Genomic DNA, 13,214 nt, shown 5'->3' with positions numbered 1-13,214 from the left:
CAGTTATTCCACAATTGTCACCCAGCCATGTGTATCCGGCTCATCGCCATACTGAATTCCACGCAGCTTATTGTACAATTTTGTACAGATAGGTCCCGGCTTACCGTCTTTAGAGATAACGTATGATTTTCCGTTTTCCAAATCATCGATACGCTGAATCGGGCTGATTACTGCGGCAGTACCACAAGCACCTGCTTCTTCAAACGTTTCCAGTTCTTCTTCCGGTATCGGACGGCGTTCCACCTTGATACCCATATCTTCTGCCAACTGCATCAAACTCTTATTGGTAATAGAAGGCAGGATAGAAGATGATTTCGGAGTGATATAAGTATTATCTTTAATACCGAAGAAATTGGCAGCACCACATTCATCGATATATTTCTTTTCTTTCGCATCAAGATAGAACTCGCAGGAATAACCCAGATCGTGTGCTTTCTTGTTAGCACGAAGGCTGGCTGCATAGTTGCCACCTACTTTATAAATACCTGTTCCATGAGGAGCGGCACGATCGAACTCACGAATGATAACGTACGGATTGGTAGAGAAACCACCTTTGAAATATGGACCTACCGGAGTTACGAACACTACAAACATATACTCTTCAGCAGGATGTACACCTACTTGGGCACTTGTTCCGATCAACAGCGGACGAATGTAAAGAGAAGCACCGGTTTCATAAGGAGGGATAAAACGTTCATTCAGTTTTACGACTTTCAAAATTGCTTCTTTAAACCGTTCTGTCGGAAGTTCTGCCATCAGAATTCCCTGGCAAGTAGATTGCAGACGGGCAGCGTTTTCTTCCAAACGGAAAATACGTACTTTACCATCCTTTCCACGAAATGCTTTCAGCCCTTCAAAGGCTTCCTGACCATAGTGCAAACAGGTTGCCGCCATGTGCAAATTGAGGTGTTCGTCACTACTAACCTCTAATTCTCCCCATGCACCATTACGGAAGTTGATTCTCACATTGTAATCTGTCTTCATGTATCCGAATGACAGATTCGCCCAGTCTATTTCTTTCATATTGTTATGTATTAGTTTATTTTCTATTGCATTGAAACGCAAAAATAACTTTTATTCTTCAGATAGCCTCTTTTCTTGCAATAATTTTTCGACTTCCCGGTCGGCTTTTGTCAGTTTATCCTTGCAAAAAGCAATAATCTCATTGGCTTCTTTTATTTTCTCACTCAAAATGTCGATATCCAGTTCGTTATTATCTATCTGGCGAACGATCTTTTCGAGACGTTCCATTGCTTGGGAATATGTTTCTTTTTTTGCTGCCACGATGATTGATATTTAATGGTTAATGATGAATGTTCTTACAAATACACAGTCGACGGATAGTTACTTTTCCACCACAGATTGCACTTCTCCTTTCAGCAACCGGGTTGTCAAGCGATCTCCCGGTTTCAGCGAAGATGCGTCCGTCACCGCTTTCCCGTCTTTGATTGTAATACTGTATCCCCGGCTCAAGAGTTTATCCGGAGAGGCGTCTGCTATCCGCTGTTGCAAAAGTTCCAACCGGTGAGACTGACGGGCCAACAATGCTTTCGCCACTTGTGATAAATCCTTCTTTGCTGCCAGCAAAGAAAAACGAGCATCCGCAAGTTTGCGGTGAACAAGATTGGGAATACGGATTTGGAGCGCCTCCAACCTTCGTTGTTCCTGCTCAAGAAGCATATAAGCTCCCTGTTGAAGACGTACAGATAATTCTTCCAGATGCTCTGCGACTTCCGTTACCTGATGAATCAGAAGTTCGGCAGCAGCCGTAGGAGTCTTTACCCGGGTATGAGCTACAGAGTCAAGGACTGTATCATCGCGTTCATGACCAATACCGGTAATGATAGGTAATGGAAATTGCGCACATGCAGCTGCTAGTAGATAAGTATCAAAACCGGATAAATCGGAAGTAGCCCCACCGCCACGAATAATGACCACTACGTCAAATTCATTGATGCGGGCATTGATACGGTCTAAAGCCGCCAATACAGACTCTTCAACTTGATTGCCCTGCATTAAAGCCGGAAAAAGTTCTGTATAAAAATAGAATCCCCCCGGATTGTGCTGTAACTGATGGCAGAAATCTCCATATCCAGCTGCGGTAGCCGAAGAAATGACGGCAACACGTTGGGGAAGAACCGGCATTTCAAGTTCTTTATTCAACGTCAAGACTCCCTCCTCTTCCAACTGCAATAATATTTCCCGACGACGGAGAGCCATATCTCCCAACGTGTAAGCTGGATCAATATCAAGCACCGTCAGACTGTAACCGTATAACTCATGAAACTGAACAGTTACTTTCACCAGCACTTTAATACCGGAGGTAAATAGTTGTCCGGTGCTTTCCTCAAAATAGGGTTTCAGCAAACGGTAGATATTATTCCAAATCATCCCCCGTGCTTTGGCTACGAGATTATTACTACGAGGATCTTTCTGCACAAATTCCAGATAACAATGCCCTGTCGTATTGGAACGGACATCGCTCAACTCTGCCTGTATCCAATATTCATCGGGCAGGCATTGCTCCAGACTACGGCGGACAAGTGAATTCAGTTCTAAAAGGGAAAGAGAATCCATAAAAAAGAACAGTTAACGTTGAGTTGATTGATATGCCTTCCACAAATCGGGAATACCATATCCATATATATTATCCGGGAAATCAGCTCTGTCACCTGACTGACGCACCAAATCAATAATCTGTTTTGCCGTCAGCTTCGGACAAGCCTGCCACAAGCAAGCTACCATACCGCACATAATCGGAGAAGCAAAAGAGGTTCCATTGGCGCGACGAAGATTTCCATCCGTTCCCATCACATCCGAATTTAAACCGACAGCCACTACGTCCGGCTTCACACGTCCGTCAGCCGTATTTCCTACAGAAGAAAACGGCGCCAGTTCTCCTCTTTTTGTTACAGCTCCTACAGTTATGATATTCTCCGCATCTCCCGGAGGAGTAATCTTCTTCCACGAACCCGCGCCCGAATTTCCGGCACTGCACACAACTACCATTCCTTTATCGGCAGCCTTCGCAGCTTCACGGGACATCAATGCATAATGCCCATTCAAGTCACGGTATCTATAATTCTTCGTAGGATCATCAAATGAGTAGTAACCAAGCGATGTATTCACTAAATCCACTCCTACACTATCGGCAAACTCGATGGCTGCCGCCCAATAATCCTGCTCTACCAAATTTTCCGAATATTCGTCTTCACTACGCAGCAACCAATAAGAAGCTTCAGGAGCAGTGCCAATCATCACATGCGGCTGGTTCATAGCCATACAGGACAATACAGACATTCCATGACTGCTTTCTGCATAAATATCTGCCTCCGGATTCACAAAGTCACGCACACCGAGAATACGGATATTTTTCATGGCATCAATCTTATCCACATTATGGAAGCCGGCATCAATCACGGCAATGGTCATTCCCTGTCCCTTAAAGCCTGCATCATGCAGGAGATCGACGCGGCTCATAGCCGCTTGCGTGATTGCAGGACCGTAAAGACTATCAGTGCGCAACGGTTTATTTATCAATGAGTCTCTTTGAAATGCTTTTTGCGTGATACCTTTCCACACTCTTTCTGTAGAACGTACAAAAGGCAGTTGAGCTATTTCGCTGATTAAGGTACTGTCATTACAAGAAACAGTAACGAAATTATCCCATTTCCCGGTCACAAGTACATGAACACCAGTTTTTCGTATGGCATCTACATACGTCCTGCAAACCGGTAAATCGGTAGAATCAATGGGCAATCCCTGTTTTTTTCTCCGCTCAATAGATTTCTTAGACAAATACTTTTCCGGTTTCTGCAAAGAATAGTCCGTAGCCGCTTTGTCTTTCAGACTAATCCGGTATTTTAAGGTATCTCCCGGAGTAAATTGGGCAGATACCCCCAGATACATATTTAGAGCGAGAATCAATACTATAAACTTCTTCATAAGTTATCTTTCTATTTTAATCAATCATAATTCTTCATTTTCTATAATCACCAGCCCGATTCCTCTTTGGGAAGCGATAAAAGCTCCTCCCAGCACCCGTCTTCCATCATAAAACACAGCAGATTGTCCGGGAGCAATGGCTGAAGCCGTTTCGAGGAAACGGACCAACAAACGTCCGTCTTCCAATCTTTTCACCCGGCAGGGAATCGGACGACTGCGATAACGAATCCGCACTGTCAGATTCTCACACCCGAACAGTTCCCGTTCATCTACAATCTTATCCTGCTCCGCCAACATGTATTCAGTTTCCAATTGGTCGGCATCTCCAAGCATCACTGTATTTTTCTGCGGATTGATTTTCAACACATAAGCAGGCTTTCCTAAAGCGATCTCCAGTCCTTTTCGTTGGCCAATCGTATAATAAGGTGCTCCTTTATGTTTCCCCAGTTTTACTCCTTCAGAGTTAACAAACCATCCCGATCCGATTTCACTATCCAGTTCGGGGCACTGTTCACGAAGAAAATCACGATAATCTCCTTTAATAAAGCAGACTTCCATACTTTCTCCTTCTTTCGACTTTGCTTCATACCCTTTCTCCGCAAGATACTCACGAACCTTTACTTTCGTATAATCTCCCAACGGGAAAATGCAACGTTTCAGCACATCCTGCCCCAATCTCCAGAGAAAATACGACTGGTCTTTCTTATCATCGTCTCCGGCTACTATATAAATGTTTCCGTTTTTCTCTTCCAATCGCGAATAATGTCCGGTAGCTACCCATGCACAATTCAACTTATCCGCCCACTCCGTCAGAACACGGAACTTAAACAACGGATTGCACATCACACACGGATTCGGTGTACGCCCCTGCTTATATTCATCTATGAAGTTTTTTACGATGGTCTCTTTAAAAGGAATACGCTCATCTGCCACATAATGTTCAATCCCCATTCGTTCAGCTAACTCCCTGGCGTCCTGCGGTTCATCTCCCCACACACGCATGGTAACTCCTACAATCTCATATCCTTGTTCTTGCAGCATCAAGCAAGTAGCGGTGCTGTCTATGCCACCGCTCATACCTACCAATACTCTCTTGTTTCGTTCTTCCATTCGAATTTTGAAAATTTACATGGTTACAAATGTACGAGATTTCAAAGAGAAAAGTTGCTTTTCTGAAAGAAAATCCTTATATTTGAAATATACCAAAAGCGAGAACAATTATGGCTAACCCTAGATTACCGGGCATTTCCGAAAACGAAGAAGCCTTATTGTATGCCAAATTGAATGAGTACAACCGAGGCAGAGCCTCTTTTAAAGAGGCAGGAGTCTACTTGGTGGTGTTGCCCCGACCGGGGAAACCAAACTATTCCCTTTGGCTGTACTCTCCCCTGCCCGAAAAGCAATCTATTCTTTATATACATGACCTGTCACCGGACATTAACGAATCTCTCCGGATGGCCAGTACAATGTTTTACTATTCAAGGCGTTGTCTTATTCTCATGGATTACAATGAAAAAAGAATGCAGAGTAACGGTGACGACCTCATCTTCTTCGGAAAATACCGGGGACATTTTCTTCATGAAATTTTGAAGATAGATCCTGCCTATTTAAGTTGGGTAGCTTACAAGTTCACCCCAAAAATACCTAAACAGGAACGCTTCGTCCAAATAGCACAGGCTTATCATTCCATACATTTGGATATCATGATCAGAAAGTCGAGAGAGAAACGTTCATCAAGCCGCTATCTAGGAGAATTAGGGGAAAAACTGACTGACTTAAAATTAAAAGTCACACGCGTACGACTGGAAGACGATCCGTACAAAACAAGAGTGAACGGCACTACCCCACAGTTTTTTGTCAAGCAGATACTGACTTTAACCGATGCCAGTGGAAACCTGGTTATTATAAGTATTCCATCAAAAAATCCCAGTGCGGTTTCATGCACTCTATCAGGGATAGAACATGAGTACCGACTGGGAGATATTATCTACATTGCATCGGCGAAAGTATCACGCCAATACGAAAGTTATGGTTCAAAATACACGCGCCTTAGCCATGTGAAGTTCGCAAGCCTCAACGTTTAGTCCAATCGTCCTTGACAAAACTTGCCGGATAGGAAATTTTATCCACCACTCCGTCTTTCTGACGAATCCAGGACGTAAATGTACGAGCACCCTCATCTAATACGATGATACGGGCCCCGTTAGGCAAATGATTATATTCCGTATTTCCACCGGTGAAGCGTCCATAAGCCAGAAGAATACCTTTCCACATCACTGCATAATCATTATCATGATCGTGTCCTACAAACATACCCATCACATCACCCGCTTCTTTCATTGCCGCAAACATTCCCGTATTCAATTTAGGTGCACAAGCTTCCTCCATACGAGTTCCGCGAAGAATCGCGTTTTCGGTACGGGCAGCTTCATTGTATTCAGGAAGAGGAATATGGAAAAAGGCAAGAGCCGGCAAAGGCTGTCCACCATTTTGCGCTTTATAAGCTGCACTCTGCTGGCGATACCAGTTTATCTGATCGAATGTAAGCCATGCATATCCCTTCACATCTTTCAAAGGAGAATAGGAATGAGAATCCATGCAATAAAGCAAAGCTGCATCCTTCTTTACATTAGAAGACGATTTCACGGTTAATACATAGTCCGGCGATAAGACTGTTCCCCGGTCTGGCAATAAATTTCCGGGAACTTTACGGATAATATCATATAACTGTTCCCGTGTCATTCCCTGTTCATTGTCATGATTACCAAAAGTGACCACGAAAGGCAGTTTGCGTTTAACTACCGGTTCCAATACCTGCAACATTCCGGAATCTGCCGGAGCAGAATAAACAACATCGCCGGTAAAAATCACCAAATCCGGGCGTTCATCATCAAGCACCTGATTTATGCGTTCCAAAGCGATATCAGAAGCCCGGTTGCCGTATTTAAAATGCACATCGGTAAATTGCACAATTTTGAATTTACCATCTTTACTAAATTTCAGTTCACTCTTTTGAGCCATACCAAAAGTTGTTACCAACAAAAAGGTAAGTGTTAAGTAAATTTTTAAGAGCCGAATCATATTTATTTGTTTTAGGGGTTAAGAAATCTTCTCTATCAATACGGTAGCATAGGCTGATATACCTTCTTCACGACCCGTAAAACCGAGTTTCTCGGTAGTAGTCGCCTTAATGGAAATATCATCCGCATCAATTCCCATGACAGTTGCCATCGTCTCTTGCATCAAAGGAATATGTGCCTTTAACTTCGGGCGTTCGGCACAAATGGTTGCATCGATATTACCCACTTTATATCCTTTGGTAGCAATCAATTCCACTGTTTTCTTCAGCAGTATTTTGCTATCTATGTTTTTAAATTCTCCAGCCGTATCGGGAAAGTGATAGCCGATATCACGCATATTCGCTGCCCCTAACAAAGCATCGCAAACCGCATGCAACAATACATCAGCATCCGAATGTCCCAACAATCCTTTGGTATGTTCCAAAAGAATACCGCCCAGCCACAATTCACGCCCTTCGACCAGCTGATGTACGTCGAAGCCAAAGCCTACTCTTATCTTCATATTTCGTATAACAAATGAGCACTAATGAATAAAAAAGATCAACGGATATAGAAATCCAGCAGTTTTTCCTCTTCCAGATAACCTTGCAAACGCTGTCCGATACTAACAGGACCTACACCGACAGGAGTCCCCGTAAAGAGTAGATCACCGATTTTCAACGTTACAAACCGACTGACATAAGCGATAATATCATCTATCTTGAAAAGCATATCTGCTGTACAGCCACGCTGTACTTCTTTACTGTCGATCAACAGATTGAAGTTCAAATTTTGAATATCTTTATAATGCTCTACCGGAACAAAAGTCCCAATAGCAGCCGATGAGTCAAAACCTTTACAAAGCTCCCAGGGATTCCCCTGTTCACGGAACTTTCGTTGAAGGTCACGGGCTGTAAAGTCGATACCGACTGTCACAGCATCATAATAGCGGTTAGCAAAACGGGGAGCGATATTTTTCCCCAATCGGTTGATACGGACTACCAATTCCGTTTCATAATGTATCTCGTTGGAAAAGTCGGGGATGAAAAACGGTTTGCCATCTTTCAGAATAGCAGAATCAGGCTTCATAAAAATCACCGGCTCCGTATTTACTTGTGTATGTCCCAGTTCTTTGTTATGCTGGGCGTAGTTCATGCCTACTGCAATAATCTTCATTATTTCTCGTTAAAATTCAATCGGTTAAACATAACAGCCAAATGAGCATATAAAGACGTATTCTGCACCACAATATTCTCGGGTACACGGATTCGGAAAGGAGTAAAGTTCCATACGGCTTTTATACCTCCGTCTACCATCTTATCTGTAATTTCCTGAGCAATATTAATAGGCACGGTCAACACACCGATATTTACATCGTATTCTTTCATCTTTGCCTCAAAATCATCGGAGTGAAAAATAGGAATACCATTCAGGTCTTTTCCCACCAATTCCGGATTCACATCAAAAGCTGCCACAATCTCCAGCCCGAAATGATGCAAACCTGAATCCCGAAGCAAAGCAGCCCCCAGGCTACCTACACCAAACAAGAAGGCTTTGTGCATATTGGTAAATCCAAGAAAACTCTCCAACACTTCAATCAGCGCATCAATGTTATACCCTACTCTCGTGCGCCCGGAGATATTGACGTAGGATAAATCCTTGGCGATTTGAGAAGCATCAATATTTATTTCCTTAGAGATTTGTGTAGAAGAGACGTACTGTTCTCCTTTTTCTTTCATTAGTTTTATGTTGGACAGATACCAGGGAAGTCTGCGCAAGGTAGGCTCCGGCACTTTATCCGCCTCTTTTCGTATAGATGTGCTCATACTTCTTACTAAATTTGGTATTTTGCAAAAGTACAATCTTTTTTGAGACTGACAACCCTATAACAGAAAACCTTAATAGAGATTAAACAAAACAATGAAAAGAGGTTCAAATTTTGCTCTTTTCCATAAGTTTAATACTTTTGAAAAGGATTAAAAATGACGAGTATGAAAAATAATGATTGGAAAGATAGATTAAACGTAGTGTATTCCACGAATCCGGACTTCGGCTATGAAATGGATAACGATGAAGAGCAAGTTACTCTCGACAAAAACAAACAAAGCCTGCGAGTTTCCATTGACAAAAAGAACCGGGGCGGTAAAGTGGTCACATTAATTACCGGATTTATAGGTACAGAAAACGACTTGAAAGAGCTGGGTAAGCTACTGAAAAGCAAATGCGGAGTAGGCGGATCGGCTAAAGACGGAGAGATTATGGTACAAGGAGATTTCAAAACCAAAATCATAGAGCTGCTCATTAAAGAAGGATACTCTAAAACAAAAGGTATAGGAGGTTAAACTAAATAGCATTTTGTAACTAGAAATTTTAAAGATATGAGAAAAGTAACATTATTCTGTGCAGCAGCGTTATTCTCACTGTTGTCATTTGCACAAGACAACAATGCTGATATCGTCAAGGTAGGCGATAGTATGCCTGCTTTCACCCTTCATTCAACAGTGAACGGTACTGTAAACTCCGAGGACCTGAAAGGAAAAGTTGTATTAATCAATATTTTCGCTACTTGGTGTGGTCCTTGCCAAAGCGAACTGGCTGAAGTTCAAAAAACACTCTGGCCTAAATATAAGGACAACAAAGATTTCTGCATGTTAGTAATCGGACGCGAACATACCGACAATCAATTAACGGAATACAACAAGCGCAAAGGGTTTACATTTCCTCTCTACCCGGACCCGAAACGGGAAGTCACAGGTAAGTTTGCCAGTCAATACATTCCCAGAAGTTACTTAATCGACAAAGACGGGAAAGTGATATCCGCCACTGTCGGTTATAAAAAAGAAGAAATGGACAAGCTGATGAAGGAAATAGACAAAGCATTGAAATAATCCTCCCCAAGAATGTGCCTCATGTTATACATGGCAGTTTCTTGAGGAAAGGAATGATAAGATCAAATCAAAAGAAAAGGCAACTAACTCGTTATGAATTAGTTGCCATTCTTGTATCTTCAAATAGAGAGTCTTAATGAATACCTCTATTAAGTTAACGTGTTCCGTTTTTAAGGACACATCATAGAATTTGAATCTGATTGATTATTCAGCTTTCAAAGTGAAACGCTTGAAATCAACAATCTTCAGTTCAGGGTCAGCAGCAGCCAACACTTCTCTTACAGTTTTCTTACCGTCCATGATATCTTCCTGGTTCAATAAGCAAACTTCTTTCAAGAACTTGCCCAGACGACCTTTCGCGATGTTCTGAATCATTTGTTCAGGCAGGTGTGCAGCCTTCTCTGCAGAAACAGTAGCAATAATTTCTTTTGCTTTAGCTACATCTTCAGCTGTAATCCATCCTTTAGCCATGTTGCTATCCATGTGTTCTTCGCTGTCCACATGAGCCGGGTTGATGTTAGCTTTCTTCAGAGCAGCTTCTACAGCTTTCTGTACCTGTTCTGCTTTTGTCTTCTCAATAGCAACTTCAATTTCTTTCTGTTTTACTTCTTCAGAAACGCCATCTTCATCAATAGCAATCGGGTTCATGGCAGCAATCTGCATAGCTATTTGCTTAGCCAACTGCTCGTTCACTTCCTTGTTGAAAGCAACAATCGTGCAAAGACCATTTCTGTTCATGTGATTATAAACAGCAGTGCATACACCTTCTACAGTCATGTAACCATCCAGTTCCATTTTCTCACCTGTGATACCGCTACGGTCAGTCACTGCATCCTGTACAGTACCGTTACCCATCGGCAATGCTTTTACTTCGTCCAAAGTAGCGCATTTATTAGCCACAGCAAGATCAAGAATATCCTGAGTCAGTTTCACGAAATCAGCATTCTGAGCCACAAAGTCAGTTTCACACTTCAAAGCAACGATAACAGCACGGTCACCGGTAGTTTTAGCCAAAACGCAACCTTCAGAAGCTTCACGTTCCGAACGCTTAGCAGCAACAGCTTGTCCTTTCTTACGGATAATTTCCATTGCCTTGTCGAAATCGCCTTCAGCTTCAGTCAACGCGTTTTTGCAATCCATCATACCAGCTCCGGTCATTTTGCGCAGCTTGGTAATATCAGCCATACTTACAGCCATAATAATTTCCTTTATTTAAATGAATAATAATTTTCGAAACAAAAAATGTGCCAATCTGCCAATCAAGATACAAGCGTATAAATATACTCTTGCACATTAGCAAATTGGCACATTTTATATATTAAGCCTCTTCGTCTTCCTTGATGAAAGCAGCAGCTTTAGCTGCGTTGATAGCTTCTTCGTCAGACTTGTCGAGTCTAGCTTTCACTGATTTCTTCTTGCCTTTGTTAGCAGGAGCTTCACCAGCAGCTTCCATATCGATCTTTTCAGCTTTTCTTTCTTCCAAACCTTCGATCATTGCAGCGCAGCAAGCATCCAAGATAACTTCTACTGATTTAGTAGCGTCATCGTTAGCAGGAATTACGAAATCAACGTTTGAAGGATCAGAGTTAGTATCAACGATACCAAATACAGGGATACCCAGACGGTTAGCTTCGCGAACTGCGATGTTTTCTTTCATTACGTCGATAACGAACAATGCAGACGGCAGACGAGTCAGGTCAGCGATAGATCCCAAAGTCTTGTCCAATTTTGCACGTTGACGAGAAATCTGAAGAACTTCTCTCTTAGAAAGGTTAGAGTAAGTACCATCGTTAGTCAATTTATCGATAGTAGCCATTTTCTTCACAGCCTTACGGATAGTCGGGAAGTTAGTCAACATACCACCCGGCCAGCGTTCGATTACATAAGGCATATTAACAGATTGAGCTTTCTCAGCTACAACTTGTTTAGCTTGTTTTTTAGTAGCAACAAAAAGAACTTTCTTGCCAGATTTGGCAATCTGTTTCAAAGCTTCAGCAGCTTCGTCTACTTTTGCAACTGTTTTGTGGAGGTCAATGATATGAATACCATTGCGTTCCATGAAAATATAAGGAGCCATTGCAGGGTTCCACTTTCTCTTAAGGTGTCCGAAGTGGCAACCAGCCTCCAATAATGTATCAAAATTTGTTCTTGACATCTTGTTTTTTCTTTAAATCGTTTACTTTCTTTTTTGTTTTTTCTTAAACCAACCGCTGGGTAGTCTATGAGCAGAGTCCCAGTAGTTTAGATACTAAACATATTCCTCTATCAGGCAGCACATTAACGCTTGCTGAACTGGAATCTTCTACGAGCTTTCGGCTGTCCCGGTTTCTTACGTTCAACAGAACGAGGGTCACGAGTCATGAAGCCTTCTGCACGAAGAGCAGCTTTATCTTCAGCGTTCATCTTAACCAGTGCACGAGCAATTGCCAAACGCAATGCCTGAGACTGACCAGTGAAACCACCACCACACAAGTTCACCTTGATGTCATACTTCTCAGCAGCACCCAGCTTGTTCAATGGTTGTTTTACAACATACTGAAGAATAGTTGATGGAAAGTACTCTGCAAGGTCTCTCTTGTTAATAGTAATCTTTCCTGTACCTTCGCTTACGAATATGCGTGCAATAGCACGTTTACGTCTGCCTAATGCATTTACTACTTCCATTATATCTTATTTATATGAATTAATATCAATCATTTTCGGGTTCTGAGCAGCTTGTTTGTGTTCGCTACCAGCGTAAACATACAAGTTATTCAGCAATTTAGCTCCCAGGATATTCTTAGGAAGCATGCCCTTCACTACTTTTTTCAGTAATCTCTCTTCACCGTTCGGTTTTGCAATCAAACGGGCAGGAGTCATTTCTCTCTGACCACCAGGATAACCTGTATATGACAAATAAACTCTGTCATTCCATTTGTTACCAGTCAGTTTTACTTTGTCTGCATTGATGATGATAACGTTATCACCGCAGTCTACGTGAGGAGTAAAGTTTGGTTTGTACTTTCCTCTCAGCAATTTTGCAACTTTTGCTCCCAGACGGCCTAATGTTTGGTCTGTAGCGTCAACGATAACCCATTCTTTGGTTACAGTCGCTTTGTTTGCAGAAATGGTCTTGTAACTTAAAGTATCCACTCTAATTTTGTTTTTTAAATGTTACTACTAAAAATTTCTTCACCACTCATTAGTCTTCCCCGGACAAAGGAATACTAACTTGCTATGAATTAATCTCTTATCATTTTGTGATAATAATCGGCTTGCAAAAGTACGGCTTTTCTTTGAATTGGCAAACTATTTTTGTATATTTTTCCAGTCGCCTATTCTA

The 13,214-nt window shown here is 42.0% G+C and carries 16 protein-coding genes; 3 read left to right on the top strand and 13 right to left on the bottom strand.

Annotated features, from left to right (window positions below; all coding sequences use genetic code 11):
* Positions 1-3: 3 nt before the first annotated feature.
* Genes BSAG_RS10525 through mnmA form a run of 5 tightly spaced genes read right to left on the bottom strand, consistent with a single transcriptional unit; the run spans position 4 to position 5,055 of the window.
* A complete protein-coding gene (locus BSAG_RS10525) occupies positions 4-1,035 on the bottom strand; it encodes a branched-chain amino acid aminotransferase (RefSeq protein ID WP_255344345.1) in 1,032 nt (343 codons plus the stop codon).
* 39 nt (positions 1,036-1,074) lie between these two features.
* A complete protein-coding gene (gene xseB / locus BSAG_RS10530) occupies positions 1,075-1,284 on the bottom strand; it encodes an exodeoxyribonuclease VII small subunit (protein ID WP_004314727.1) in 210 nt (69 codons plus the stop codon).
* A 60-nt stretch (positions 1,285-1,344) separates the two neighbouring features.
* On the bottom strand, positions 1,345-2,577 hold the full coding sequence (xseA, locus tag BSAG_RS10535; RefSeq protein ID WP_004314726.1) for an exodeoxyribonuclease VII large subunit: 1,233 nt from the start codon (positions 2,575-2,577) through the stop codon (positions 1,345-1,347).
* Between the two features lie 12 nt (positions 2,578-2,589).
* Complete coding sequence (locus tag BSAG_RS10540; protein WP_004314725.1) at positions 2,590-3,945, bottom strand: S8 family peptidase; 1,356 nt, start codon at positions 3,943-3,945, stop codon at positions 2,590-2,592.
* Between the two features lie 24 nt (positions 3,946-3,969).
* Positions 3,970-5,055, bottom strand: a complete 1,086-nt coding sequence (mnmA, locus tag BSAG_RS10545) for a tRNA 2-thiouridine(34) synthase MnmA (protein WP_008016520.1) — start codon at positions 5,053-5,055, stop codon at positions 3,970-3,972.
* A gap of 110 nt (positions 5,056-5,165) precedes the next feature.
* Here mnmA and BSAG_RS10550 point away from each other — a divergent pair, with 110 nt between their 5' ends.
* Positions 5,166-6,029 (top strand): hypothetical protein, encoded by an 864-nt coding sequence (locus BSAG_RS10550; RefSeq protein WP_004314722.1) that lies wholly within the window; start codon positions 5,166-5,168, stop codon positions 6,027-6,029.
* On the opposite strand, the gene BSAG_RS10555 is transcribed toward BSAG_RS10550, so the two are convergent.
* The 4 genes from BSAG_RS10555 to BSAG_RS10570 are packed head-to-tail and all read right to left on the bottom strand — an operon-like array spanning position 6,019 to position 8,830.
* Positions 6,019-7,026 (bottom strand): metallophosphoesterase family protein, encoded by a 1,008-nt coding sequence (locus BSAG_RS10555; RefSeq protein WP_008771059.1) that lies wholly within the window; start codon positions 7,024-7,026, stop codon positions 6,019-6,021. The genes BSAG_RS10550 and BSAG_RS10555 overlap by 11 nt on opposite strands.
* An 18-nt stretch (positions 7,027-7,044) precedes the next feature.
* Positions 7,045-7,527 carry a 2-C-methyl-D-erythritol 2,4-cyclodiphosphate synthase gene (ispF, locus tag BSAG_RS10560; RefSeq protein WP_004308656.1) on the bottom strand — a complete coding sequence of 161 codons (483 nt, stop codon included), beginning with the start codon at positions 7,525-7,527 and terminating at the stop codon, positions 7,045-7,047.
* 38 nt (positions 7,528-7,565) lie between these two features.
* Positions 7,566-8,180, bottom strand: coding sequence for a fumarylacetoacetate hydrolase family protein (locus BSAG_RS10565; RefSeq protein ID WP_004314720.1), 615 nt, complete (start codon positions 8,178-8,180; stop codon positions 7,566-7,568).
* The gene (locus tag BSAG_RS10570) at positions 8,180-8,830 is read right to left on the bottom strand and encodes a redox-sensing transcriptional repressor Rex (RefSeq protein WP_004297208.1); all 651 of its coding nucleotides are present in this window, start codon (positions 8,828-8,830) and stop codon (positions 8,180-8,182) included. The genes BSAG_RS10565 and BSAG_RS10570 overlap by 1 nt, the downstream gene beginning before the upstream one ends.
* Before the next feature lie 165 nt (positions 8,831-8,995).
* Between BSAG_RS10570 and BSAG_RS10575 the strand changes: the two genes are divergently transcribed.
* Positions 8,996-9,346: a translation initiation factor gene (locus BSAG_RS10575; protein WP_004314718.1), complete on the top strand. Its 351-nt coding sequence runs from the start codon at positions 8,996-8,998 to the stop codon at positions 9,344-9,346.
* Between the two features lie 36 nt (positions 9,347-9,382).
* Positions 9,383-9,892: a TlpA family protein disulfide reductase gene (locus tag BSAG_RS10580; protein WP_004314717.1), complete on the top strand. Its 510-nt coding sequence runs from the start codon at positions 9,383-9,385 to the stop codon at positions 9,890-9,892.
* Between the two features lie 204 nt (positions 9,893-10,096).
* Here BSAG_RS10580 and tsf read toward each other — a convergent pair whose 3' ends face one another.
* From tsf to rplM, 4 genes are all read right to left on the bottom strand, one after another.
* A complete protein-coding gene (gene tsf / locus BSAG_RS10585) occupies positions 10,097-11,089 on the bottom strand; it encodes a translation elongation factor Ts (RefSeq protein ID WP_004297205.1) in 993 nt (330 codons plus the stop codon).
* Positions 11,090-11,210: 121 nt separating this feature from the next.
* Positions 11,211-12,047, bottom strand: a complete 837-nt coding sequence (gene rpsB / locus BSAG_RS10590) for a 30S ribosomal protein S2 (protein WP_004297204.1) — start codon at positions 12,045-12,047, stop codon at positions 11,211-11,213.
* Between the two features lie 122 nt (positions 12,048-12,169).
* Positions 12,170-12,556 carry a 30S ribosomal protein S9 gene (gene rpsI / locus BSAG_RS10595; protein WP_004297203.1) on the bottom strand — a complete coding sequence of 129 codons (387 nt, stop codon included), beginning with the start codon at positions 12,554-12,556 and terminating at the stop codon, positions 12,170-12,172.
* A gap of 6 nt (positions 12,557-12,562) precedes the next feature.
* Positions 12,563-13,024 (bottom strand): 50S ribosomal protein L13, encoded by a 462-nt coding sequence (gene rplM, locus BSAG_RS10600; RefSeq protein ID WP_004314716.1) that lies wholly within the window; start codon positions 13,022-13,024, stop codon positions 12,563-12,565.
* Between the last annotated feature and the right edge of the window lie 190 nt (positions 13,025-13,214).

This window comes from Bacteroides sp. D1 (assembly GCF_000157095.2).
Classification (GTDB): domain Bacteria; phylum Bacteroidota; class Bacteroidia; order Bacteroidales; family Bacteroidaceae; genus Bacteroides; species Bacteroides xylanisolvens.
Note: the sequence above shows the minus strand (reverse complement) of the source record. Positions and strands in the feature narration are given on the sequence as shown.

Excerpts from the sequence above, each read along its gene's own strand:
- BSAG_RS10550 (WP_004314722.1), top strand. The coding sequence starts at position 5,166 with ATGGCTAACCCTAGATTACCGGGCATTTCCGAAAACGAAGAAGCCTTA.
- BSAG_RS10555 (WP_008771059.1), bottom strand. The coding sequence starts at position 7,026 with ATGATTCGGCTCTTAAAAATTTACTTAACACTTACCTTTTTGTTGGTA.
- ispF (WP_004308656.1), bottom strand. The coding sequence starts at position 7,527 with ATGAAGATAAGAGTAGGCTTTGGCTTCGACGTACATCAGCTGGTCGAA.
- tsf (WP_004297205.1), bottom strand. The coding sequence starts at position 11,089 with ATGGCTGTAAGTATGGCTGATATTACCAAGCTGCGCAAAATGACCGGA.
- mnmA (WP_008016520.1), bottom strand. The coding sequence starts at position 5,055 with ATGGAAGAACGAAACAAGAGAGTATTGGTAGGTATGAGCGGTGGCATA.
- BSAG_RS10570 (WP_004297208.1), bottom strand. The coding sequence starts at position 8,830 with ATGAGCACATCTATACGAAAAGAGGCGGATAAAGTGCCGGAGCCTACC.
- BSAG_RS10575 (WP_004314718.1), top strand. The coding sequence starts at position 8,996 with ATGAAAAATAATGATTGGAAAGATAGATTAAACGTAGTGTATTCCACG.
- rpsI (WP_004297203.1), bottom strand. The coding sequence starts at position 12,556 with ATGGAAGTAGTAAATGCATTAGGCAGACGTAAACGTGCTATTGCACGC.
- BSAG_RS10580 (WP_004314717.1), top strand. The coding sequence starts at position 9,383 with ATGAGAAAAGTAACATTATTCTGTGCAGCAGCGTTATTCTCACTGTTG.
- BSAG_RS10565 (WP_004314720.1), bottom strand. The coding sequence starts at position 8,180 with ATGAAGATTATTGCAGTAGGCATGAACTACGCCCAGCATAACAAAGAA.
- BSAG_RS10540 (WP_004314725.1), bottom strand. The coding sequence starts at position 3,945 with ATGAAGAAGTTTATAGTATTGATTCTCGCTCTAAATATGTATCTGGGG.
- xseA (WP_004314726.1), bottom strand. The coding sequence starts at position 2,577 with ATGGATTCTCTTTCCCTTTTAGAACTGAATTCACTTGTCCGCCGTAGT.
- rpsB (WP_004297204.1), bottom strand. The coding sequence starts at position 12,047 with ATGTCAAGAACAAATTTTGATACATTATTGGAGGCTGGTTGCCACTTC.